Genomic DNA, 25005 nt, shown 5'->3' on the forward strand with positions numbered 1-25005 from the left:
TCTTCCGCAGGGGAGGTCGACACTCGGCCGAGTGGCCTTTTGACGGTCATAGGGTCGGGCACAACGATCAATTCCAGTCCATGCTCCAAGCGACTCCTCATCCGAGGACGAATCGGGCGTATGCCCTGATATCGTCTCCTCCTTATGAGGGAGCGACCGGCCTGATACAGTGGCGAGATCGATTCGGCCTGGAGGCCGAAGCTCCGATCGCTATCGGGAGGCTAGCTTCGTGTCGAATTCGTCCCACGTCTACCGAGTCGCCGCGGTGCAAATGGATCCGGAGCTCGGCAAGGTCGCCGAGAATCGGGCGAAGATCCTGGCAAGGCTGCATGAGGCGGCCGAGGACGATGCGAAGCTCGTTGTGTTTCCGGAATGTGCCCTGTCCGGGTACGGTTTCGAAAGCAAAGCCGAGGCGATGTCGTTTGCCGAGGCCGTCCCCGGACCGAGCATCCGTGAAGTCGAAGAACACTGCGCCCGGCTTCAGGTCGCCGCCGCCTTCGGGATGCTCGAACGCGATGGGGATCGTCTGTTCAACGCGTGCGTGTTGGTCGGGCCGGAAGGCCTGGTCGGCTCGTATCGTAAGGTGCATCTTCCCTATCTCGGCGTGGATCGTTTTGCAGATCCGGGGGACCGGCCTTTTGCCGTTCATGACGTGGGCGGGCTCCGAGTGGGCATGCACATCTGTTACGACGGCTCCTTCCCCGAGTCGGGACGGGTGTTGAGCCTGCTGGGGGCCGACCTCCTGGTCCTGCCCACCAACTGGCCGAGGCATGCCGAGTGCGCGGCGGAGCACATGATCCCCTGCCGGGCGATGGAAAACGTGGTCTACATGCTGGCCGCGAACCGGGTCGGCGAGGAGCGGGGTTTCCGCTTCATCGGCCGGAGCTCGATCTACGGGCCCGACGGCGAGGCGCTTGCGCTCGCGAGCGTCGACGCGGAAGAGATCATTTATGCCGAAATCGACTGCGAACGCGCCCGCACGAAGCGTCGGGTCCGAGTCCCCGGGCTGCACGAGATCGATCGCATGGCCGATCGTCGGCCGGGATTCTACGACGAGATCGGGCGCCCCAACGGCAAGGATTGAAACGTCGGTTCGGTATTCGATGCACCGTCGAGACGCAACGTCCTGGATCGTTGCGAGCGCCCCATCGTCGTGCCTTCGAGCGATCACCGGACGATTGACGGCCTCACCGTTTCGGATACAGTGTTCAAGAGTCAACGGACGACCCGTTCGACCGTATCGATGGAGCGAGGGACGAGGCGGTCGCGATTGCCCTGCGAGGATCACGTTCGGCGGCTTCGCGGGTCGCGCGGTCGCAGAGGAAAAAGGAGCGAGCGATGCGGCGATGGGTCTGGACCTTGGCGGTCCTTGGGATCGGTGTAGGGGCCGCGCCGGGAGGGACTGGCGAGACCGAGAAGATCTTCCCGTTCCCGATCAAGACGACCGCACTCGACAACGGCCTGACGGTCATGTCGGTGCCCTTCGACTCGCCGGGGATCATCGCCTACTACACGGTCGTCCGGACGGGCTCGCGGAACGAGGTCGAGAAAGGACTCTCCGGATTTGCCCACTTCTTTGAACACATGATGTTCCGCGGGACCGAGAAATACTCGCAGGATAAGTACAACGACGTCGTAAAGTCGCTCGGCGCGGACGCGAATGCGTTCACGTCCGATGATCTGACGTGCTATCACATGACCGCCCCTTCTTCGGCACTCGCGACCATCGTCGAGATCGAGGCGGATCGCTTCCGGAACCTCAAATACGACCAGGCCGACTTCCAGAAGGAAGCGCGGGCCGTCCTTGGGGAATACAACAAGAGCGCGTCCTCGCCGTTCCTGATCCTGAACGAGACGATGCAGGACAAGGCGTACACGGCGCACACCTATAAGCACACGACGATCGGGTTCCTGGCCGACATCAAGGATATGCCGAACCAGTTCGCCTACAGCAAGACCTTCTTCGATCGCTGGTATCGGCCGGAGAACTGCACGATCGTCGTCGCGGGCGACGTCGACCACGACCGACTCGTCCGGTTGGTTCGCAAGGACTACGGGAGTTGGGAAAAGGGCCGGTCCTCGGTGACGATCCCGGTCGAGCCCGAACAGACCTCGGAACGCTCGGCCCGCCTGGGCTGGCCCCTCCCCACGCTCCCCATCCTCTACCTCGGTTTCCACATCCCTGCCGGGGAACCAAGGAATCCCGACACCGCAGCTCTGAGTGCCCTGGCCCAGGCCGTCTTCGGCGAGACGAGCCCCCTGTACAAGTCCTTGGTGCTCGAGGAACAACGTGTAACCCTCCTCGCCGCCGACGCGGAATCGAAACGCGACCCCGGCCTCTTAACCATCGTGGCTCAGGTCCGCAAGCCGGAAGAAGTCGCCGGCGTCCGCACTCGGATCGAGGCCGCACTCGCCGAGGCCGCCAAGACGCCGATCGACTCCGGTCGCCTCGATGCGATCAAATCCCACTTACGCTATGCGTTCGCCGGCTCGCTCGACAGCCCGGACGCCGTGGCGCTCGCGGTGAGCTACGCGATCTCCGCGACCGGCCGCCCCGACTCCATGAACGACCTATACGCGGCCTACGACCGCCTCACCCCGGACGACCTTCGTCGCGTCGCCGGTCGCTATTTCTCCCGGTCGAATGGAACCGTCGTAAACCTCGAATCGGAGACCTCGAAATGATCGTGCCGAGTCGTCTCCGCTACTCGATGGCCGCGGCCCTCGCTCTTCTCTGGCTGGGATCTCCCGCTTTGCCGGCCGAGCCCGAGGCTCCCGTTAAGAGCAGGACCTCTCGGCCGGGGGCACTCCTGTTGCCGTCGAAATCGACGCCGCTCGTCGCCTTACGGTTTGTCTTCCGCGTCGGCACGCAGGACGACCCGCCCGGCAAGGAGGGACTCGCCGCGTTGACCGCGTCTCTCATCGCGGAAGGTGGGACCAAGGATCTGTCCTATGATCAGATCCTCGAAAAGTTCTACCCGATGGCCGCGTCCCTCTCCGGATCCTGTCACAAAGAGGCCACGGTCTTCGCAGGCGAGGTCCATCGCGACAACCTCGCCGCCTACGAAACCCTGGCGACCGCGATGCTGACCACGCCGCGTTTCGCCCCGGAGGACTTCGACCGACTCCGAAACGACGCCCTGGACTACCTCACGAAGACCCTGCGCGGTGGGAACGACGAAGAGCTTGGGAAATGGGCCTTGCAACTCGCGTTGTACAAGGGACACCCTTACGGCCATGTCGATCAGGGGACCGTCCAGGGACTGAAGTCGATCACCCTGGACGATGTGAAAGCATTCTATCGTGCGCACTACACGAGGGGGAACCTCGAGGTCGGAGTTGCCGGGGGGACCGACCAGGCCTTCCTCGCTCGCTTCGAGAAGGACTTATCCCTGCCACCTCCGACGCTCTCACCGCCTCCCCTGCCCCGTCCTGAGATTCCCAAGGGGCTCGAGGTGACGATTGTGGAGAAGCCGGCCGACTCGTCGGCGATCTCGCTCGGGTTCCCGATCCAGGTCACGCGGCAAGATGACGACTTCTACGCCCTGGCCGTCGCCAACTCGTATCTCGGCGAGCACCGGACGTTCAATGGCAAGCTGATGCAGGATCTCCGCGGCAAGCGCGGGCTCAACTACGGCGATTATTCGTACCTCGAAGACTTCATCCAGGAAGGGATGAGCACCTTCCCGGTCCCGAACAATCCCCGACGTCAGCAGGCGTTCACGATCTGGCTCCGACCCGTCCCGAAGGAGAAAGCGGCCTTTGCACTCCGGGGAGCGCTCTGGGAACTCGATCGGCTCATCAACGAAGGGATGAGCGAGGCCGACTTCGAAGCGACTCGGTCCTTCCTCCTGAACTACAGCAAGCTCTGGGTGCAGACCTTATCGCGAAGGCTCGGCTATGCAATGGATGGCGCCTTTTACGGCCGGGACGATCTGGTCACCGAACTGACCCGTCGACTCCCCCGCCTGACCGCCGCCCAGGTGAATGACGCGGTGCGTCGACACCTGAAACGGCCGGGGATGAAGGTCGCCATCGTTGCTCAGGAGGCGTCCGCGCTCCGTGATATCCTTCTCTCCGGCAAACCGACGCCGATCACCTATGACACACAAGGGACGCTCGACTCGATCCTCGCCGAGGATAAGATCATCGCCGATTTTCCTCTGAACGATGTGAAGGTGAAGGTAGTCCCGGTCGCTGAGATGTTCGAGAAATAGGTCAGTGCCTCGAGACAGGGACATTCGCGATGTTAGCGTCGCCCTGCTTGGGCTTGATGAAGCCTCGCAACAAGGTTGGTGAAGGTCGAGATCGCGATCCCACGCGTTGCCGAGGTCGCGCAGATTCGCCAGGAAGGTCGACGGACCGAGTTGGCCGGATCGGCCTCCTCGTTCCGTTGAGGAGTGGAACTCGTGAAATCCGCGGGATACTGCCTGTTCGAGACCCCGATAGGAGCGTGCGGAATCGCCTGGCGGGAATCGGAATCGGCGACCCCCGTCCTGTTTCGATTTCAACTTCCGGAAGCAACCTACGGTTTGACCGAGTCGAAGCTCGCGCGGGATTCAGGCCTGACGATCGCCTCGACACCTCCGCCGAAGGTTGCCGAGATCATCGCGAGGGTCGGGAAGCACTTTCTGGGAGCCGCTCAGGACTTTCGGGATGTCGCGCTGGATTTGGACGGCGCGGCGAGCTTCGCTCGAGAGGTCTACGAGGCGGCACGAGAGATCCCCTCCGGGCAGACGCGGAGCTACGGCGACCTCGCGAAAGGTGTGGGCCGACCGGCCGCGGCTCGGGCCGTCGGGCAGGCGCTCGGTAAAAATCCGATCGCGCTCATCATCCCGTGCCACAGGATACTCGCCGCGGGGGGCAAGCCAGGAGGCTTCTCCGCGCACGGGGGACGATCGACCAAAGCCTGGATGCTGGCCGTCGAAGGTGCTCCGATGGGGGCGCCGGCAACCCTCAATTCGGAAAAGGATCTGCGACGCCTCGCTCCCTCACTCGTCGCCCGAGACTCGAGGCTCACGGCCTGCCTGGCCCGACCGATCGTCTTCAAGAGGAAGGGGGGCGAGTCCCCCTACGCCTGCTTGTTCTCGGCGGTCGTCCACCAGCAACTCTCGCCCAAAGCCGCCTCGACGATCCTGGGCAGGGTCAAGTCGCTCTACCCTGACGAGGGAATTCCCGGCCCCCAGGAACTCCTCGAAACTCCGGACGAATCCTTGAGGGCCGCAGGCCTATCGGGTGCCAAGACGGCATCTTTAAAGGATCTCGCCGCCAAAACCTTCGACGGAACGGTCCCGTCCTCGCAAGAGATTCAGTCGCTTTCCGACGAAGAGATCGTCAAGCGACTCGTCTCGATCCGTGGCGTCGGGCGGTGGACCGTCGAAATGCTGCTCATATTCCACCTCGGCCGAATGGATGTCCTGCCCGCCGACGACTATGCGCTCCGTCGAGTCGTTGGGGAGATCTACGAGTTGGGAGAGGTGCCGAACCCGAAACAATTGCTTGCCCTGGGAGAATCGTGGCGGCCTCTCCGAACGGTGGCATCTCTTTATTTCTGGAATTCGCTCAAAAGCTGAGACTTGTGCTTCGGCCCGCCTTTTAAAAAGGAATCGGGTTTCGCGACCGCTCAATGAGGCTAACCTTCGTAGGCACCTACGCGAATCGGACCAAGAGGAAGAGCGACGCGATCGCCATCAGGAGTCCCGCGACTTCGGACGCGTTGAGCGACTCACGGAAGAAGACGACGCCGACTGTCGTCAACAGCACGATCAGGGAGACGGAGTAAACGACCCCGATCGTCCCGAGCTTGAGATGCTTCATGACGAAGACCCAGCCGAAGGCCGTCGACGCATACACGACGAATCCGATCACGAACCAACGCGATCGGAGTGGAGTCTCGCTGGCACTCGCGAGCTTGAGGAAGTAGTCGCCCACGACCCCGAGTATGCTGAACCCGATGGTCACGAGGACGGCGAGGGTGCGTGGGTTCATCGACATCACGATCCTGAGTGTTCTGTTCCGACTCAACCGGTCCAAGCCCCTGTTGGCCCCATCGTCGGGTCGGCCGAGTCGCACCCATTGGAACACCTGTCGAGATGCCGTTCCACCGAATTCCGTCCGGGATGAAGTTCGGTCGGAGTCGCTCCGAGCATCACGTCTAGTATTCTATAAACCCAAGTCTGTTCGATCACTTGTGTCGCGCGGCTCGTCTGGTCATCCGAGGAGTCTTGGGGATCAGGACGACCCCGGTGACCCCCGAAAATTACGAGAAGGAGAGGACCTTCGCCATCCTCAGGAACCTGTCGTTTTAGGTCGAAAAACCTTCAAGGTCATGCCGTAGTAAGCCGACAAGGTGCGGTTGACCGATCCCGCCCCGGAGCGTAACATCCCCGCGCTCATGTCCGGGGGGCACGGACCGTGCCTCAGTGTCTTGACGGAATGGAGGTCGTCACATGAACATCACGATGGGTCTACTGAGCCTGGCTCTCTTGGGAGCGGACGATACTCGAGGGGCCAGCGGCCCGGTCATGCAGTACCAGGTCCGCGTCCTGGAGATGGACGGGCTCGGATGGCGAGAAACCCTCTACTCGAGGCTCCAGCCGGCCGCCCGACAAGGCAATGCGACGGTCTGGACGGGGGATGGCGCGGTGGTCGCGGCGCTGGCCGGGCGAGCCGCTCGCGTGGTGATGGCTCCTCGAGTCACGGCGGCCCCGGAGTCGCTCGCCCACGTCTCGCAACTCGTTACCCACAAGGTGACTGCCCAACTGACCCGACATGCCGACGGACCCGTCGATCAGGCCATCGCCGTCGCTTATACCCCCGAACAGGAAGATGTCCGTGATGGCTGCCAGTTCACGATCTCCGGCCGCAAGCTCGATCAGGGCGTGCTGGCCAAGGTCGTGGTGGACGACACGCGGATCGCGGCCATCCATAAGGTCATGCTCTCGGAGTCGATTCCCGCGAAAGAGAAGGATGCCGAACCGAGCAAGTTGACCCCTCAGCTCGAAATCCCCGAGGTCGTCAAGTCGACCGCTCAAGGCGAGTGGCTGATCCCGAATGGAGGGGCCTTGGTCATCAGTCTCGGCGCCCACACGGTCGACGACGGCCAGGGGAAGGCCTTGGTCCGCGAACGATTGATGTTGGTCGAGGCCCAGTCCGCCATCCGGCAGGCGAGCTTCACGACGGACAAGGGGACGGGCCGCGCTTTCAGCTATACACTGCCTCCTCGCCCAGCCGCGGGCGAAGGAGCTATGGCCGTGCCGTCGTTGCCGAGTCGGTCACTCCCCCAGGCCAGGACCGGTGACGGGACCCTCGTCCCGCTCCCGCCGCTTCCTGATGAGGCCGTTCCTCCGTCGACGTTGCCGAATTCCTCGGACCCTTGCGCCACACCCCAGGCTCCGAACCGGCTCCAGACTCCTGCTCCCACACCTACTCCCACTCCCGCTCCCGAAGCACCGGTGCGTGGACCGCAGGCAAGGACCTTCGACCCGGCTTCGATCCGCGCCAGCCTCCCGGCGGGTTTCCCTCTCCCCATCGAATTGAAGGAAACCCTGATCACTGACGCCGCGGCTCGACTTCTCTGGTCCTCGATCAAGCCGATCGTCTTCCGATTTCCGCTGACGACCGGACTGACGGTCGAAATCGCCGCGTCGATCGCTCCGACGAAAAAGCCCTGACCAAGCCGAATACTCGGGCCATTCTCAGCCCGACCCTACAACGGTCCGACGACCTCCTAAGGTCGTCGGACCGTTTCGTCGTTTGAGAGGGGGAAACCTATCGAAAGAGCCATGCCCTCACTCAGTCAGTATTGTGAAGAACCTCGACTCCGCCCGAGCCTTCCGGTGTTACAATGAGGAGATCGACGAAACCGATGCCGCGCCGGCGGCCTCGTTCTTGCGAAACCCCATCCGACAGGATTGCAGGGAGGCCGTCTGGATGCCCGACCCACGCTGGGACACGCTCGCCGAGATCCTGATCAACCACTCGACGCGAGTCCAGGCCGGGGAAACCCTCCTCGTTGAGTGCTTCGACCTCGACGACACGACACTTCCTCGACTGTTGGTGCAGAAGGCGGCCCGGAAAGGGGCCTATCCCCTCGTCGAGACCAAGGACACTCGGATCCTTCGCGAGTTGGTCCGGAACGCCTCCGAGGGCCAGATGCAGGCCCTCGGCGAGTACGAGCTCCAGCGGATGCAGCGGGTCAACGCCTACATCGCGTTGCGGGGCGCTCGGAACATCAATGAGATGGCCGACGTCCCCGGTGAGAAGATGAATCTTTATACGACTCACTTCTTGAAGCCGGTCCATTTCGAGTGCCGAATCAAGCAGACCCGGTGGTGTGTCTTGCGTCTGCCCAACGCGAGCATGGCGCAGCAGGCCGGTATGAGCACCGAGGCGTTCGAGAACTTCTATTTCGACGTCTGCAACCTCGACTACCCCCGACTCTCCAAGGCCCTCCGACCGCTGGTGGATCGAATGTCGGCGGCACGCGAGGTGCAGATCACGGGGCCTGAGACGGACCTGCATTTCTCGATCGAGGGAATTCCGGTGATCCCGTGCTCGGGCGAAATGAACATCCCCGACGGCGAGGTCTTCACCTCTCCCGTGCGCGACTCCGTGAACGGGCACGTCCGATTCAACACGCCGACGATCTATCAGGGCTCGTCCTTCGATGGCATTCGCCTCGATTTCCGCGACGGACAGATCGTGAACGCGGAATGCGCGGGGGGGGATGTCAAGAAGCTCCGGAGGATCTTCGAGACCGACGAGGGAGCTGCCTACACCGGCGAGTGGTCGATCGGGTGTAACCCGCGGATCTTGAATCCGATGCGCGACATCCTCTTCGACGAGAAGATCGCCGGAAGCTTTCATCTGACTCCGGGCAACGCCTACGACGAGGCGGACAACGGCAATCGCTCGAAGATCCACTGGGATCTCGTGCAGATCCAACGCCCGGAATACGGCGGGGGGACGATCGCCTTCGACGGCGTCCCGATCCGCATCGATGGCCAATTCCTCCCCGAAGACCTGAAGGCGCTCGACCCCGAATGAAAGATCAGGGATCGCCGATCCCTTGGGAGGCCCGAACCATGCCTACCGCCTTGCTGCTCGCGTTGACGCTCTTCGCCCAGGCCAAGGCTGACCCCGACCAGTTCCCCCTGGCACTCCACCGAAGCATGGAGGTCGACGACCTCGATCGCGAACTCCAGCGTTTGCATGACACGATAATGCTCAAGCGAGGCATGTATGCCAGCAGCCAGCGGCTGGCCCAGCGCGGGATGCTCAGCCGCGCCGACCTCGAGCGGGACGGGACCGCGTTGCGCTATGCCGAAGCCCACGAGGCCGAGACCATGGCCTATCGTGCCCTGAAGGTGTACGAGCGTGACGTCATGGGGCACGCCATCTCGCCCGATGAAGTGAAGGCCTACTCGCTTCTGCTCGACTGGCTGAAGAAGCAGGAAGCGATGGCCAAGGTCGACCTCGATTACCGCGAATATAGCCTCGAGCAGGATCGCAAGCTCTACCAACGCCGGGCGATTAGTCGTCAGGAGGTCGAGGACAGCGAGCTCAGCAAGAACACATCCAAGGCCAGCGTCGCCCTTAGCCAGTCCAGGCAGGCCCAGGTCGTCCTGGAACTGGCGTCTCGTCGTGGCGAAAAGTCCTACGACACGGCCGAATACGAGCGACTGAAGGCCGAGTATCACAAGGCCCGGATCCGCTACTTCGAGGTGATTGCGGAAGGGGCGAGGAACCGGTTATCGATCGCCTTGGAGCGCTCGAATCGGGGATTGATCCCCGCGGCCGAGCTCGACCTGTTCCGCAAGGCGGCGGCCGATGCCGACGCGAGCCTGGGATCGGAGAAAGGTAAGCTCAACCAGGTCGAGTCCGCGGCAAACCCGTCGTCAACGAAGTCGAACTGACCGCGTCTTCCGGCGGATTACGCGGTCGCACTGTCGAGGGGACTTCTCCAGATCGGCCGGGCGGGGAACAAGACGCGAGCGGCGTCGAGGGCGGTGCCGGTCGAGGTCTCGAAGCCTTCCTCCGCCGCCGCGGCATCGATGTCCACGTGCCCCGTGAGCAGACGCACGAGCGTCGCCGAGCTGAGGGTCAGGTGACGGCGACTGAGCTTGTCGGGCTCGATACGCGACTTCGCGCCTTCGATGTGGAGTAACCATCGCCGATCGCCGACCGTGAGGCCGAGCTCGACCGGGAGCGGGACGCCCGCCTCGGAGGCTCGCCGAGAAAGCTCGGGCAGGATCGACTGGAGGAATGCTCCGACGTTGGGGATGTGGTACATCGAGGCAGTACCGTCGTACTCGTCGAGATCGACGATCTTTCCCGAGGCCGATCTGAAAGCGTCGAGTACCGGATGGCCGGACGGTGCGTGGACGATCACCTCGGGATAGGCGCGTTCCAACGCCTCGGCCCGGACTCGACCGAGCAAGGCTTTGAGCGCCTGCGGGTGCGCCGGATGGAACGCGAGCTCGAGGATCTTGTGATCCTTGACGAACGCGTAGCCCCGGACCGTCTCCCCCTGGCAAGCGACCCAGATGACGTGGGCATACTTACGCCCGATCATCCATCGCCAGTAGTCCTCGGAACGGACGATCGTCCCCGTGGTCTCGGCGTACTGGAGCTCGTAGAGCGCCATCAGGTCGTTGAGCTCGACTTGCCGCCAGGGTCGGACGTGCCAGAACCCGCTCCTCCCCTCGATGACGCCGTCGCTGACCTGGGGGAGATTCCGACTCAACGTCTGGCCGAACGTCTGCCGCCCGCAGATTCCCCACCCGAGAGGACGGTAGAATTGCGGCATCCCCGTCGTGAGCGCCTGGAGACCGACCCCGGTTTCTCGGGCGCGGTCGTCCGCGAGCCGCATCAGGTTCTGGGCGAACCCGAGGCCGCGATATTCGGGGAGTGTGCCCACCCACATCACGCCGTTGAGCGGGATCTCGACCGTCCCGAAGCGGACTCGGCGCTCGGTCAGGTGGACGTGGCTGACCACCCGGCCGTCGACCTTGACCAGGAGCCGTTGCTCGGGTCGATAGCAAGGGTCGTTCAGGGCCCCGAGGAACGATTCACGGTCGGGCCCGTGGAAGACGTGCAGCAGCGTCTGATAGACGGCCTCATGGTCCGCCTCCGTGCCGAGGCAGAATTCGACCGAACCGCGACGGTACGGGAGCCGGATGACCGGCGCGGGAACTTTCATCGGGACGATCACCTCGGCGACGTGCCGCTCGCGATACGAGGTTTGGCGGACAACGGGACCGTTCGACCGGGGCCGCGACCTCACGTCATCCTCTCACATTCATTCTAAGGCGAAAGAGAACGCCTCGCCGCAAACAAGAGCGGGAATCGGTCGTTTTTTTTCAAAGGCCGCCGGTCGCAGCCGCCTCGGCGTCGACCTGGGCCATCGCGTCGCGAAGATGGGACTCGGAGTGGAGCACGAACGAATACTCGCGATTGTGGGCGACGACATTCTGACGCAAGCCTGCGGTCGTGCTCGACCGCTCCGCGACCCAATGTTCTCGCTCGTCCTGGACCAGGGGCTGCAATGCCTCATTGCACCGGCGGATCTCCTGGAACCGTTCCAGGCGATCGCGACGAGTCTCCTGGGGGGCGAGAATCGCGGCTCGCTTCGCCTCAATCCAAGATCGGCTATCGAGACCGGCCGACTCCAGGTGGCGGTCAGGATTGTACCTGAGGTCCCGCAACGTGCGTTCGATGTCGTGGAGTCGACCGAGGTTGGCCGGATCGTCGGCCAGGCCAAGCCACAAGGTCATCGTGAGCGTCAAGTAATTCGGCGGCATGATCCCGAAAAACCCGCGGATCAGCTCATCGCCGAGCTCGTCGTACTTGGCCCCGCCGATCCCGTGGATGAATACGTCGCCGAGGAGCAGCCGGGAGAACATCGTCGTCGTCAGGGCTCGGGTACGGAGCCGGACGTTCCGTCCCGGGAGCGTGAGGAGTTGCTCGACGGCGCAACACCCTTCACGATCGGGTGCCAGCGGGAGTTCGAGCAAGGGGCGGTCTTCCCCTTCGATCCGCAACTCCATCGTCTTCGAGAGTTGCCGTGCCAGGAGGGGACGCCGCCTCGGCTCTTCGGCCCGCCAGACCCAGAACGGAGCCTCAAGCCAGCCGTCCTTGCCCCCGAGGGCGGGGACGGGGTGATGTTTGCTCCGGATTCCATAGAGGGCCCGGTATTGGGCGAGCGTTGTGTTGTGAACCGACTGGAATCGCGGAAGTTGCGCGAGGATGTGCGTGACGAACCAGAGAAACGCCTCGGTCTCGCAGAGGTCGCTCAGCGGCACTTCGAGGTTGCGCACACCCCACGACTCTTCGAGCTTGCGGCGTGCCACGGCGAAACGGAGACCGAGACGCGAGGTCTTTTCGCGTTGGGCGACGGCGATCGGCCAGTATCGGTCGATCACGGGGTCGGACACCAGGCCGCCGAACGTTTCGCGGACGCGGTCGGGGAACGAGGCGAATTTGTCCTCATCCCGAGCAGGGAGATCCTCGAAAGGAATTTCGCCGGCCCAATCGTCGTATTCGAGACGCCGAACGGAAAGCCCGGCAGGGCCCGAAAACGGCACCCGGAGGTTCGCCCCTTTTGGGATGTCGTTGTCGACGATTAGATTGAGTCCGAGGCCGTGATTCTGCCGGGCCAGGGAGGCCGTGGCGAAGTTCTTGACCCAGACGCCCGGGTGAAAAAGTTCAGGCTGGTGGCCCGTCGCAATGAGGGGGAGGGTCTCGTCCAGGCGATCGGGCAACGCGAGGTCGAAGCGGGCGTGATGGGCGCGGGCCTTCTCGATGACCTGCCGACGGGCGAGGTCGCGGAGATGGATGGCCCGCCTCCCTTGAAAGTCATGATCCCAGCGGGCGAGCAGATCCGCGTTGGCGGCCAGGACGGAACCGGCCGTTGCCAAGGGGGGCTCCGCCAGCAAGGCGCCATCTTCGGAAGGGGCCCGCAGGCGGTGGGCTTTCATCAACAGCAGCCTCCGGCCACTTCCAGCTTCGACCGCTCCAGCGCCGACTGGAAGACGCCCCGATAGTGATTGAGCCGATACTGGGCATCGTCGAGCGAGCCGCCGAACGCCCTCGACTCATCGAGATAGATGAGGGGAACGGGCACCTCGACGATCGACATCCCATGTTCGACGGCCTGCACCCAGACCTGCAAGGGCATCGCGTAGCCGTTGTCGGTAATGTCGAACTTTGCCAAGGCCGTCGATCGATAGGCCTTGAAGCCGCAGAAGGCATCGGTGATCGACAGGCCGAGGCACTCGTTGATCCATCGGGTCACTTCGACGTTGATCCGACGGCGCTCCTCGGGGGGGACCTGCGACGGATCGAAGATCTGGAGATACCGGCTTCCCGAGACGATGTCGGCCTCGGCGAGGTGGGCGCCGACTTCGGGGATCATCGAAGGTTCGTGCTGGCCGTCGCAGTCGAGCGTCACGAGGCCGTCATACCCCTTCTCGAGCGTCCATCGGAAGGCGCTCCGGAGCCCCGCGCCATACCCGAGGTTGGTCGGGTGTCGGATCACCTGGACCGTGGGGAACGACCGGAGCAGCTCAGGCGTTCGGTCCTTCGAGCCGTCGTCGATGACGAGGACATCCCCCGCATGGTGGAGGACCTCGGTCAGCACGGCCTCGAGGTGCGCCTCTTCGTTATGGACCGGGATGGCGGTGAGCAGTCGCATGATGAGGCACGGCCTCGGGTGTCGGATTTACCGGACTTTCTCCTCGCAATTATTGGACCTTCGCATTCTAGTTGGGGCCATTCGGAAGTCAACGAGCACGACGACAACCCGGTCGGGGCCCCCTTGACCGCCTCCCCGAACGGCTTCTAGCATAGGGACGTTCCTCCTTTTACGGCGCGTGCGCCAACTTCCCTCATCCATCTATCCGCGACTCAGTAATGACCGAACCTGAATCCCCCGATTCGCTGTCCGAGGAAACGCCGGCCTCAGCCACGGGAGGCGACACGCCTAACGTCGAGGCCGAACCTGAGCCGAAGCCCGTCCCCTGGACGGCCGAACGGGTCGCGGAATGGAATGCCTATTACGACCTCTACGTGGTCCTGGGAGTGCTGCTCCTCGCGTTCGTCACCTCGGCGAACAAAATCAGTCACTCGACCATCTGGACCTACTTGAAGACGGGCGAAGAGATCGTCGCGAAGTCGGCCCCGGTGGTCACCGACCAATTCTCCTTTACCGAAGCCGGACATACCTGGGTCAATATCCCCTGGTTGTTCGAAGTCGGCCACGCCGTGCTATTCCGAGGGGCGGCCCAGCTCATCTCGATCGACCCAGCCGACCCGATGACCTCGGCGCAGCGGGGCGAGCAACTGGGCGCCCAGGTGCTGGTAGCCCTGACCGCACTGATACGAGTGGCAACGGTCCTCGTCCTCCTGCGAATTCGACGCCCAGGTCCAGGGCTATGGTGGTCGTCGCTCTGCGTGACGATCGCCCTGGCTTCTTCCTATAGCCCGATGGGTGTGATGTTCGGCGGGATCGCGGGCCCAGCCAAGGTCGACCCGTCGACCTGGGGCCAACTCCTGCTGGCCGTGGAGCTCTTGTTGCTGCACAAGACCATCAATCTTGGGCAGCGGCAGGTCGCCTGGGGCCTCATCCCCCTCTTCCTGATTTGGGCCAACGTCGACGAGTCCTTCCTCATCGGGCTCATCGTTTTCGCCGCCACGCTCGTCGGTAGGCTCGCCTCGGCATCGAAGGCGGATGTCGACCCCCTGCCCACCAAGCGAGGCTTCGCGATCCTCGGTGGGTGCGTTGCGATCGCCCTGGTCAACCCCTCATTCTATCGGGTTTATCCCGCGGCCCTGGCTCCGATCACCCAACTGTTCCAGGCCGACCTCGGGACGTTGACGATGGAGCAACTCTCCTACTTCGGGAAGGGCATTCGCGAGCTCGTGGGCTCCAAGGCGCTCCAGACGGCGCTCCAAGCCTATTATGTGCTGGCGGTGGGACTCGGTTTGGCGTCCTTCGCCTTGAATCGCCGCCACTTCTCCCCGGGCCGGTTCGCGGCGTTCGCGGTCGTGGCTGTGCTCTGGGGGGTCCTGGTCCGCTATAACTCGGAGTTCGCCATCCTCCTGGCGGCGACCCTTGCGCTCAACGGGCAGGAGTGGTATCACGACCGCTTCGGGACCAAGGGCCGCCTCGGGAACGGCTGGGCTCTGTGGTCGACCGGTGGCCGCTTCTTGACCATCCTCCTGGTCTTCGCCTTCGTCGCCCAGTGCCTCACGGGTTACGGCCGCAGCTTCGGCGATAGCCAGTTCGGCTTCGGATATAACCGCGATGCGTTCTCGTTCGAGGCCGCCGAATACCTCCGCTCGGCGGATATCGCCGGTAACGTCCTCAATACCAGCCTCCAGCAAGGCGACTCGATCATCTGGAAGGGCTATCCCAAGCGGAAGACCTACGTCGACAGCCGCCACAACCTCTTCCCGCCGGAAATCCAGCAAGACCTCCAGGAGGTCCGCCGTGCCTTGAGCGAGGACGACGTTGCCCGATGGAAGGGCCACCTCGACAAGTATGAGATCAGTGCGGTGATGATTCACCCCCAGACCGCACCCAAGACCTATCGGCGTTTGATGCAGAGCCTGAACTGGATCCCGTTCTACGACGACGGCAACGTCGTGATGTTCGGCCGGTCCGATGCCGCCGCAACCGACGTGGCGCACTTCAAGAAGAACCGTCTCGACCCCGAAGCCCTGGCCTATCGCCAGACGAAGCCCGTGCCTCCGGGCGATGGCTACCCCACGCCGCCGTCGAAGCTGGACAACATCTACTGGAACCGATTCCTCGACAGCCCCCAGCCGCACACGGAGTCGGCCCGCCGCTGGTTGCAAGGGCTCGACTTCGACCCCAACACGGCGACGCTCCCCAGCCCTGCTCGCTGCTACAAGGCCATTCAGGAAGCTCGAATCGCCCTCTCACGCAAGCCTGACGATACCCAGGCCTACCGACTCCTGAGCTCGGCGTATCGCAGCCTCATGATCCAGGAGAATGGGATCCTGGCCGGGCAATCGCCCGATTCTAGCGACCCGAACCGGCCGAGGCAGAGTCAACCTCGTGCCAACCTGCTCATGAACCGGCTGCGTCAGCGCGTGACTTCCTTGAACTATGCGATCCAGACGACTCCGCCTCCCCAGGTCCAGGTCGCTCGGGTCGATCTGTTCCAGTTGACCTACGAGTTGTATCAGCTCTACCTGGGCGCCGGTTACCTCGACCTCGCCCGCGACCGGCTCGAGTCGATGCTCGCCGTGACCAAACCGGGCGACCTGCCCGAGGACTTCCGCTCTCAGTTGACTCAAGAATTGGGTCGGATGGACGAGCAACTCGCTCAGATCCAGGAGCGGATGGACGAGATGGTCGACGAGCAGCAGATCGGGCCGCTCCAGAGGGCCGAGTTTGCCCTCAGTCAGGGAGCTCTCCGGATCGCGATCAAGGAGCTCGACGACGCCCTCCAGATCAACGTCAATCCGACGATCGTGACTCCGAGGCTTCTCGATCTGTATTGCGACACGGGCCAACCCGAGAAGGCGCTCGACTTGTTGGCCAAGAGCAGCAACGTCGACGACCCGAACTTCGGTTCGGAGCCCGGCACCTCCGCCCTCCGCCAGGGCCGGGTTTACTTCCTGCTCGGAAACTACGAGTACGCCGCGACGCTCTGGCAGACCAATGCGATCCAGAGGATCAGCTTCGAGCGAACCCTGAGCACGCTGAACGCCGGTCGGGCCATGATTCGTGGCGACGCGAAGTCTTCAACGTCGGTGCTCGAGTCGATCCCGACCAAGATCGCCACGCAGGCGACCTGGGAGTTCGACCTGGCCTCCTGCCGGCTCGAATCGGGCGAACCGACCAAGGCCGCTGAGTCCTTCGCACAGGCCTTGAAGCTTGCGCCCGAGCTCCCGACCCGTCTCATTGCCGCGTACTATCTTGAAAAGCTCGGCCAAACCGTCCCCCCCAAGCCGGAGGCCGCGACCGAAGAGCCCCCCTTGACGGTTTCGCCAAGCGATGTTTCGTCCGAACCCGCCGAGAAGGCGGAGGAAAAGAAACCCGACCCGACCCCGCCCGCGGAGAAGCCCGAAGCGAAGAAGACCGAGGAGACGAAGCCCGAAGAGAAGAAGCCGGAACCTGCACCCGCTCCGGAGAAAGCCGAGGAGAAGAAGGCCGAGGAAAAGAAACCCGAGCCCACGCCTCCGGCCGAGAAGCCCGAAGAGAAGAAAGCGGAGGAGAAGAAACCCGACCCGGCTCCTCCCGTCGAGAAGCCCGAAGAGAAGAAGCCCGAGGCCACGCCTGCTCCCAGCGATGCGACCCCGAAGCCCTGACGATCGCGTCGAGCTTAGATCCGTCTGCAATCGGGAGCATCGGTCGCTATCGCGATAATCTTACATAAAAAAGCCGGCGGGCCGAGACGAAACACGTCTCGGCCCGCCGGCTTCGCTTCGAAGGGGTGTTTCAGTCGGCGCTTCATGGTTCCTCTCAACGAGCCGTCGTCGTCTTATCGGGCACAAGGACGAGTTCGACGTTGTCGACGCGGCAAACCACGTCCTGAAAGTCGTCGTTAGTCGAATACTCCCAGCCGATCAACAGGCTGTGCGGGATCAGCTTGCCGGTCGTCTTGTCGCGGTTCGGGTAAATCATCGCCTTATAGGGCTGTTTGGCCAGTCTCGCGTTCATGACAGCGACGAGACGAGGTTGGCTGAAGACGCCCCCGTCCTTGAGACCGTCGTTCGAGATCCAGAGGCCGAAGGGCGCCTCGCCTGGGTCGAAACTCGTCGTCGAGCCCGTGGCGAGGGCGGGCGGCAGGTTCTTCCCCGTCTCGAGGTCGCTCGCCGTATTCCTGGCCGTGTACGACCACAAGTCCCGCTTCTTCGGCGATCGCGCCTCGGGCCCCTCGGTATACCACCCCCCACGATTGGTCGTCTCCAACCCGAGCGCGATGACGGGAGTGAAAGTAACCGGACCAGGCCCCGCCTTCTTGAACAACCCAGGGGTCGCCTCGGCCGTCGACTTGACCGGGTTGAGCAGGTCCCCGAACATCGCGAGCCCATAATACTTGTCCAGGACGACGACCCAATCGGGCTCGCTCGGCCCCGGGGCCACCTTCGGCTGGGCCGGGGATTGGGCCTGCACCGTCGATGCTGTTATGCAGAGACTGATCAGGAGAGCTCGTCTCATCGCGAAACTCCGGGCGGGGATGGGGAGGTGTTCACCGCAAAGGCACGAGGACACGAAGGGGAAAACACGACATTTTTGAACGATTTGGCATTATTTTATTTGGTAAATGCGATGCAATGAATAGAAGTATTCGTTTTGGCTTCGTTGGCCTATCCCGGTTTCTCTCTTCTTTGTGCCTTTGTGGTGAACACCTCTCCTGCCCTTCCTTTAGCGCGACCCACCCGGATATCGCATGAAAGCCGCCCCGAGCACCAGGAAGGTTGCGAGGCCCGCGAGGGTGATCCGGCTTCCGTAGCGGAACGTGGGGGGATCGAAGGTGTAGACCAACCGGGATTTGCCCTCCTTCACGGCAGCCCCGCGCATCATCCGATTGGCCCGATAGACGGGTGCGTCTTTGCCGTCGATGGTCAGTCGCCACCCGGGATAGTAGACGTCGGCAAGGACGACGAAGCCCGGACGATCCAAGGTGGTTTCGAGCTCGACGCGTTGGGGGCTATAGCTGATCACGTCGACTTTCTCGTTGCCTGACGAGACACCTCGAATCAAATAGGGGGCAAGCTCACGCTGCTTGTCGCTGTCGATCCAAGCAAGCTGCAACGGGTCATAGACGGGCTTCGACGAATCGTGCCAGAGTTGATCATCCTGAAAGAGCATCTCCTCGATGGGGGCCTCGCGATCGGTGCGATCCAGGCTGGTGATCGGCTTGAGGTACCGGGCGCTGTGGACGACCCAGGCACGGGGGTAGACCTTCTTGTTCCGCCAGACCTGGAGGTCCTCGTGCTCGAGCCAGTCCTTCTGCTTGGCGGTGGAGTCGGGCCCGTCGAAGGCATTGGGACCGGGGTAGATTCGCTCGGAGTCGATTCGGAAGGTCGCGTATCCTCGATGTTCGTCGGTCCAGCCGGCCGGGAATGCCGGCGTGATGAAGTATCGAGTGTTCCAGAGGTCGAAGGCACGCCTCGGATAATACACGATCTTCACGCCGGGCCTCACGTTGAAGCGTGAGGCCAGCTCCTCATCGACCTGCCTGAGAAATCCACCGAAGAACCAGTCGAAGTCCCATAGTTCCGCGACTCCCAGTGTCCAGGTGTATTGGACCCCGTACTTGAGCCCGTATTTCGGCTGGATCGTGTCCCGCTCCCAGACGACGAAGTCCTTGACACGATCACTCGACGCTTCACTCGTCCACGACAGAGGGTTCCAGATCGGCATCCGGTGGACACGGTAAGGTCCCGGTGACGGATCCTTTCGTTCGGCCTCCCGGATGATATCCATGGCCTTCGGGGTCGCATCCATCACGTTCTGGGGGACGGTGAACACATAACGAGCGTTCGCCAACGCGAGGTCGGCGGTGGTGAGTACCAGGGCGATCGCGCCCGCGAGGGCGGGACGCCTCGAGCCTTTGAGTGCCAAGCCCAGGACGACCGCCATCACGACGGCGGCCTGGAGCAGCGATCGTTGGAGTTCGGCGAAGGATCCGGGCACGTCCAGCGGCCCGAAGCCGGACGCGAGCCTCCCCGCACTCGACTCGAACCCGGCTAGTATCGAGGAACGAAAGACGAACGACCCGACGAGGGCGAGGAGGCTGACGACGATGGCGGTCGCCGACAGGGTCGCGACCCCCTTCCGCTTGCCCTCCATCAAGCGATCCCAACCGAGACCGGCGAGGCCGGCGAGTGCGAGGATCGTGAAACTCAGCAGCTTGCTGGGGAAGCGGAACTGCCGGAATCCCGGCAAGGTCATCGCAAGGAACCAGTAGAGGCCGCCGTCGCCATCGCGGAGTTTTCCGTCCTGCCGAAGCGCGGGGTCGGTCGGGCTGTCGTGGGGTCCCAGATCTTCCAGGAACGAAGGAGCCCAGTCCTCGGGGATCCATCGCGCCCACCAGATTGGGCTCGTGAACTCGCCGAAGCTCACGAGCAGGCTGATCACCGCGATCCCGGTCAACCAGGCCCGCCAAGGTGTCCCCACGCCTTTGCCGAGGGTCCCGAACGCCAGGAGAAACACGAGACCGCCGAGATAGAGCGAGGGGACCCAAATCTTCGGGTGGCTATTCTCGGGGGGGACGGCGGCAAGCCACGAGCGATTCCCTTCGAAGTTCGTCCCGAAGAGGTTGGGCCAGACGAATTCGACGAGTCGGAGCGGCTCGAGGCTGAAGGGATAAATGTCGTGCGGCCCTCCCCCGACGGCCCGGCCGCTCTGGCCGGTAAACTCCATGACCGGCAGCAACTGGACGGCCGTCAGCGCTCCGGCGAGCGCCGCCGCGCTCGCGAGGCCGAACAGCATGGGGACGAGAGGCGACTTACGCCCGCCTTTAAACCAGCGTAGACCCAGGTATGCCCCGACCGATGTCCACGCCCCCAACACCAGCGTCGGTACCCAGGGCATCCACGGAAGCGCGACCGGCACGTTCGACCGGGGACGGAAGGAAGGCACGATGGTCGCAAGCGCCAGGGTGGCCACCGTCCAGACGGCGATGATTCCCGAGCCCGCCAAGACGATCGGCCAGGGGCTTCGGCGGACCACACGACCCTGCCGGGCTCGTTGCCAGGAGAGACCAAACGCATATCCCCCGGCGCAGACTCCCGTGATATACGCCGACTCCGGATCACCTCCGAGCGTCTGCATCGCAAGAACCGCGGCGAGCTCGAGGAGCGCGACCCTCCGGCCGAGCCGAAGCCAGCGGTCGATCGCGCGCAAGCCGAGCGGGGTCCAGGCGGCCCCAACCAGGAAGATGATGTTGCAGTATTGAAAAAGGATGGGCGCCCCGAACGCGTAGCCCAGGGCCCCGAGGGCAGACCCCGTCCAACTCGTCCCCCAGGACCTCAAGAGCGCGAGCATCCCCGCAAACGCGAGCACGACGTGCGCGACGACGTAGAGGCGGGCCCCCCATGCGTAGCTGCTGCGGAAGGCGCGGTAGATCAGCTTTCCCGGATAGAGGACGGCGGCCGTCGGATTGCCGAGGAGCGGCATCCCGCCGTTTTCTTCCACTTCCCAAAGAGGCCATCGGCCTTCGTTCCACTCTCTTTCCACCAGCTCGTAGAGGGGGTAGTAGAAGTGGGCCGCGTCGCGGTAAGCGAATTGCTTGTTGCGGAACAGGGCATCGCCGAAGCAACTGAGCAACATTGCCAGCAGACAGCCCGCGACGAGGAGCGGGAAGCCAAACCTGCGCATCGTGCCGAATCTCCAGCTCTCGGGGCGGGCTCGAGGATGATCCGAGGCGTAATTCTCGACAATGGTCCCCGAATCTCGACCCTATCTTAGCATGCGACCCCCTCCGGAAACCCGCCCCCAGGCTCGCGATGTCGCGGATCCGCATTCGTCGCCGATTTTCGAACATGAACGAGTCCACGTCTCACACTCGGCGTCGACCCGCTCACGTCCGTACCCGAAGGGGAGGATCGTGAGGATGATCCGAGTCGCGAGAGCCATCGAGGCTCGTGGCGACCGCGGTCCTCGACCGGCTTAGTTTTGGTGGGCCCTTGATTCCCGACGATATTGTGGTAAGTCTAAGAGATGCTTCGGTCCTGCCTCGGCCGGGTGGTCCGTCGTAATTCGGACCGACGCCCGGCACTCCCGCCTGCGGGACCGGCCAAGAATACCATCCCAAAATTCCGGCCGGTGTTGGTTCGGTTCCGTTGCTGGACAGGAGTCTGCCCGATGTCGCAAGCCTCTCGTCGCCATCTTCGACTGGAAACCATCGACGGGGTCACGGTCGTCAGCTTCGTGGATACCAAAATCGTCACTGAAGAAAACATTCAAGAGGTCGGTGATCAGCTCTATAGCCTCGTGGAAGACGAGGGACACAAGCAGCTCCTCCTGAACTTCGGGAACGTCCAGTATCTCTCGAGCGCCGCGCTCGGCAAGCTGATTAACCTCAAGAAGAAGGTGGGTGCGGTCAAAGGAAAGCTGAAACTCTGCTGCATCCACCCCGACCTGCTCGAGGTTTTCCGTATTACTCGTCTTGATCAGGTTTTCGAGATCTACACCGAGGAGCAGGCGGCCCTCGACAAGTTCTGAGGCCCGCCCGCGTGCCTTGTTGTCTTCCTCGATCGTCTCGTTGCGCAAGGCCCGAGCGGCCGGGACGTTCGCCGTTCTCCCTCAGGGAGGCGGCGGTCGTCCCGGCCGTTCGTCCTTCCGGCCTTTGCGACCCTTCCCGTCCCGTCCCTCTTGGCGTCGATCAAGATGAGTGATGCCGGCCTGACGCCGATGATGCAGCAGTACCGCGAGCTCAAGGCCCGCGACCCCGAGGCCCTGCTGCTCTTCCGGATGGGCGACTTCTACGAGATGTTCGGCGAGGACGCCGAGCGCGCCTCCGCCCTCCTGGGACTCGCCCTCACCGCGCGAGACAAAGGGCCGAACGCGGTACCGATGGCGGGATTCCCGCACCCGGCGCTCGAGACCTACCTTGCCAAGCTCGTCCAGGCCGGCCAGCGTGCGGCGGTCTGCGAGCAGGTCGAGGACGCGAGGCTGGCCAAGGGGCTGGTCCGCCGCGAAGTCGTCCGAGTCGTCACGCCGGGGACCTTGACTGACGAAGAGCTCCTGGACCCGAAGAGCGCAAACTACCTCACTGCCATCGTCGAAGTGGGGGGCAAGCTCGGCCTCGCCTGGGTTGAGCTCTCGACCGGGCGATTCTCTCTCACGGGCGTCTCCCGCATGGAGCTCGCCGACGAGATGGCTCGGCTCAACCCCGCCGAGGTCCTCGTCTCGGAGACCGCGCTCGACTCGCCCTGGGTCCGTGCCTTGCGGGGCCAGTCCCTCGCGGCGATCACCTCGCGGCCGTCCTGGGACTTCGTCGCCGAACAGGCCCGATCGACGCTGTTCCAGCACTTCGGCACGACCACACTCTCCGGCTTCGGCGTCGACGACAATGCTGCCGAAGTTCAAGCGGCAGGCGCCCTCATCGCCTACCTGCGCGAGACCCAGAAGACCACGATCGGCCACCTGACTCGGTTGACGCCCTATCGTCGCGGCGATGTCCTCGCGCTCGATGAGATGACTCGTCGAAGTCTCGAGCTGACGAAGACCCTCCGGGATGGAAAGCGCGACGGTTCGCTGCTTCAGGTCATCGACCGCACATGCACGCCGATGGGAGCCCGGCTGCTTTCCGACTGGCTCACCTCGCCGCTGACCAATCCCGAGCCGATCGTCGAGCGACTCGACGCGGTGGCCGAGCTCCTCCGAGATACGTCACTTCGCTCGGATCTCTGCGGCACGCTCGCCCAGGCCTACGACCTCGAGCGGCTCGCCGCGAGGGTCGGTACCGGCCGCGCAACCCCTCGCGACCTCGGGGCGTTGGCCAGGACGCTCGCGCTCCTGCCGAAGCTTCGGGCCCGTCTCACGGCCCGAGCCTCGAAGCGGCTCAACGACCTCGAATCCGCCCTCGAACTTTGCCCGGAAGTCCGCACGGCGATCGAAGCGGCCCTCGTGGACGAGCCCCCGCTTGCGCTCAAGGAGGGGGGCTTGATCCGGGAGGGATATCATCCCGACCTTGACGAGCTCCGCGAAATTGCTCGCGGCGGCAAGTCCTGGATCGCCAAGTTCCAGGCCGAGCAGATCCGCAGGACCGGGATCCCGAACCTCAAAGTCGGCTTCAACAAGGTCTTCGGCTACTACATCGAGATTACCCACGCGCAGGGGGCGAAGGTCCCGTCGGACTTCATCCGGAAGCAGACCGTCAAGAACGCCGAGCGGTATATCACACCCGAGCTCAAGGAATATGAGGACAAGGTCCTCCGCGCCGAGGACCGGGCGAATGATCTCGAGTACGAGCTCTTCACGAGCCTTCGCGATCGCGTGGCCGCCGAGTCACCCCGCCTGATCCAGGCAGGGGCGGTGCTCGCCCAGGTCGATGTGCTCTCGGCGCTCGCCGAACTCGCCGCGAAGCAAGGGTATTGCCGACCTGAGATCGTCGCCGACCCAGTCTTGGAGATCGAAGGGGGGCGACACCCGGTCCTCGACGTATTGATGCCCGCCGGCCACTTCGTCCCCAACGAGATCCACCTCGGGCCTGAGTCCGGGACGATCGTCGTGATCACCGGGCCAAACATGGCGGGCAAGAGCACGTACATCCGGCAGGTCGCGCTGACGGCCATCCTCGCCCAGGTGGGGAGCTTCGTCCCGGCCAAATCCGCCCGGATCGGTATCGTCGACCGCCTCTTCGCCCGCGTCGGCGCGACGGACGAGCTCGGCCGTGGTCAGAGCACGTTCATGGTCGAGATGACCGAGACGGCCAACATCCTCAACAACGCGACCCCCCGAAGTCTCGTCATCCTCGACGAAATCGGCCGGGGGACGAGCACGTTCGATGGGATCTCGCTGGCCTGGGCGATCACCGAACACCTGCACGACGCGGTTGGTTGCCGCACCCTCTTTGCGACCCACTACCACGAGCTCGTCGAGCTCGAGAAGACGAAGCCGAACCTCCGCAACGCGAACGTCGCCGTGCGCGAGAGCGAAGGTGAGATCGTCTTCCTCCACCGGATCGTGCCGGGCGGGGCCGACCAGAGCTACGGTATCCACGTCGCCCGACTCGCCGGAGTCCCCTCCCCTGTCCTGGTCCGGGCTCGGGAGATCCTCGCCTTCCTCGAGAAGCAGCACGGACCCGACCCCGGGCCGTCCGCGGGACCGATCAAGAAGGTCAAGACCGGACGAGCGCTGCAAAACAGCCTCTTTTCCGCCCTCCCCGACCCCCTGCTCGACGAGCTCCGCCAGCTCGACATCGTGGGGCTTTCACCCGAACGCGCCCTCGACGTCATCCGAAGGCTCCGCGAGCTCGCCGGATGACCAGACCACCGGGGTCATCATCCCCGGCT

The 25005-nt window shown here is 63.6% G+C and carries 16 protein-coding genes; 10 read left to right on the forward strand and 6 right to left on the reverse strand.

The window, feature by feature from the left end:
* The first annotated feature begins 229 nt into the window (after positions 1-229).
* The 4 genes from ACYOEI_RS03485 (at position 230) to ACYOEI_RS03500 (ending at position 5573) form a co-directional block, all read left to right on the forward strand.
* On the forward strand, positions 230-1084 hold the full coding sequence (locus ACYOEI_RS03485) for a carbon-nitrogen hydrolase family protein (RefSeq protein WP_462847904.1): 855 nt from the start codon (positions 230-232) through the stop codon (positions 1082-1084).
* A 254-nt stretch (positions 1085-1338) separates the two neighbouring features.
* Complete coding sequence (locus tag ACYOEI_RS03490) at positions 1339-2685, forward strand: M16 family metallopeptidase (protein ID WP_462847905.1); 1347 nt, start codon at positions 1339-1341, stop codon at positions 2683-2685.
* The gene (locus tag ACYOEI_RS03495; protein WP_462847906.1) at positions 2682-4217 is read left to right on the forward strand and encodes a M16 family metallopeptidase; all 1536 of its coding nucleotides are present in this window, start codon (positions 2682-2684) and stop codon (positions 4215-4217) included. The genes ACYOEI_RS03490 and ACYOEI_RS03495 overlap by 4 nt, the downstream gene beginning before the upstream one ends.
* A 192-nt stretch (positions 4218-4409) precedes the next feature.
* Positions 4410-5573, forward strand: coding sequence for a methylated-DNA--[protein]-cysteine S-methyltransferase (locus ACYOEI_RS03500; protein ID WP_462847907.1), 1164 nt, complete (start codon positions 4410-4412; stop codon positions 5571-5573).
* Positions 5574-5649: 76 nt separating this feature from the next.
* Here ACYOEI_RS03500 and ACYOEI_RS03505 read toward each other — a convergent pair whose 3' ends face one another.
* Entirely contained in the window at positions 5650-5988 is a 339-nt protein-coding gene (locus tag ACYOEI_RS03505; protein WP_462847908.1) for a DMT family transporter, read from the reverse strand.
* 461 nt (positions 5989-6449) lie between these two features.
* On the opposite strand from ACYOEI_RS03505, the gene ACYOEI_RS03510 reads away from it, so the two are divergent.
* The 3 genes from ACYOEI_RS03510 to ACYOEI_RS03520 all read left to right on the forward strand — a co-directional run bounded on the left by ACYOEI_RS03510 (position 6450) and on the right by ACYOEI_RS03520 (position 9917).
* Complete coding sequence (locus ACYOEI_RS03510; RefSeq protein ID WP_462847909.1) at positions 6450-7673, forward strand: hypothetical protein; 1224 nt, start codon at positions 6450-6452, stop codon at positions 7671-7673.
* A gap of 259 nt (positions 7674-7932) precedes the next feature.
* Positions 7933-9048, forward strand: coding sequence for an aminopeptidase (locus ACYOEI_RS03515; protein WP_462847910.1), 1116 nt, complete (start codon positions 7933-7935; stop codon positions 9046-9048).
* 38 nt (positions 9049-9086) lie between these two features.
* Positions 9087-9917, forward strand: a complete 831-nt coding sequence (locus ACYOEI_RS03520) for an HlyD family secretion protein (protein WP_462847911.1) — start codon at positions 9087-9089, stop codon at positions 9915-9917.
* A 17-nt stretch (positions 9918-9934) separates the two neighbouring features.
* Here ACYOEI_RS03520 and ACYOEI_RS03525 read toward each other — a convergent pair whose 3' ends face one another.
* The 3 genes from ACYOEI_RS03525 to ACYOEI_RS03535 all read right to left on the reverse strand — a co-directional run bounded on the left by ACYOEI_RS03525 (position 9935) and on the right by ACYOEI_RS03535 (position 13696).
* A complete protein-coding gene (locus ACYOEI_RS03525; protein WP_462847913.1) occupies positions 9935-11203 on the reverse strand; it encodes a GNAT family N-acetyltransferase in 1269 nt (422 codons plus the stop codon).
* 160 nt (positions 11204-11363) lie between these two features.
* Positions 11364-12980 carry a hypothetical protein gene (locus ACYOEI_RS03530; RefSeq protein ID WP_462847914.1) on the reverse strand — a complete coding sequence of 539 codons (1617 nt, stop codon included), beginning with the start codon at positions 12978-12980 and terminating at the stop codon, positions 11364-11366.
* Positions 12980-13696 (reverse strand): glycosyltransferase family 2 protein, encoded by a 717-nt coding sequence (locus ACYOEI_RS03535; RefSeq protein WP_462847915.1) that lies wholly within the window; start codon positions 13694-13696, stop codon positions 12980-12982. The genes ACYOEI_RS03530 and ACYOEI_RS03535 overlap by 1 nt, the downstream gene beginning before the upstream one ends.
* A 218-nt stretch (positions 13697-13914) precedes the next feature.
* Between ACYOEI_RS03535 and ACYOEI_RS03540 the strand changes: the two genes are divergently transcribed.
* Positions 13915-17343 (forward strand): tetratricopeptide repeat protein, encoded by a 3429-nt coding sequence (locus ACYOEI_RS03540; RefSeq protein ID WP_462847916.1) that lies wholly within the window; start codon positions 13915-13917, stop codon positions 17341-17343.
* A gap of 154 nt (positions 17344-17497) precedes the next feature.
* Here the strand turns inward: ACYOEI_RS03540 and ACYOEI_RS03545 are convergent, their stop codons facing one another.
* Positions 17498-18196, reverse strand: a complete 699-nt coding sequence (locus ACYOEI_RS03545; RefSeq protein WP_462847917.1) for a hypothetical protein — start codon at positions 18194-18196, stop codon at positions 17498-17500.
* 207 nt (positions 18197-18403) lie between these two features.
* A complete protein-coding gene (locus tag ACYOEI_RS03550; RefSeq protein ID WP_462847918.1) occupies positions 18404-21364 on the reverse strand; it encodes a YfhO family protein in 2961 nt (986 codons plus the stop codon).
* A gap of 486 nt (positions 21365-21850) precedes the next feature.
* Here ACYOEI_RS03550 and ACYOEI_RS03555 point away from each other — a divergent pair, with 486 nt between their 5' ends.
* Together ACYOEI_RS03555 and mutS are read left to right on the forward strand one after the other, a co-directional pair.
* The gene (locus ACYOEI_RS03555; RefSeq protein ID WP_462847919.1) at positions 21851-22210 is read left to right on the forward strand and encodes an STAS domain-containing protein; all 360 of its coding nucleotides are present in this window, start codon (positions 21851-21853) and stop codon (positions 22208-22210) included.
* A 165-nt stretch (positions 22211-22375) separates the two neighbouring features.
* The gene (gene mutS / locus ACYOEI_RS03560; RefSeq protein ID WP_462847920.1) at positions 22376-24976 is read left to right on the forward strand and encodes a DNA mismatch repair protein MutS; all 2601 of its coding nucleotides are present in this window, start codon (positions 22376-22378) and stop codon (positions 24974-24976) included.
* Positions 24977-25005 lie beyond the last annotated feature (29 nt).

The sequence above is a fragment of the Singulisphaera rosea genome (assembly GCF_054877945.1).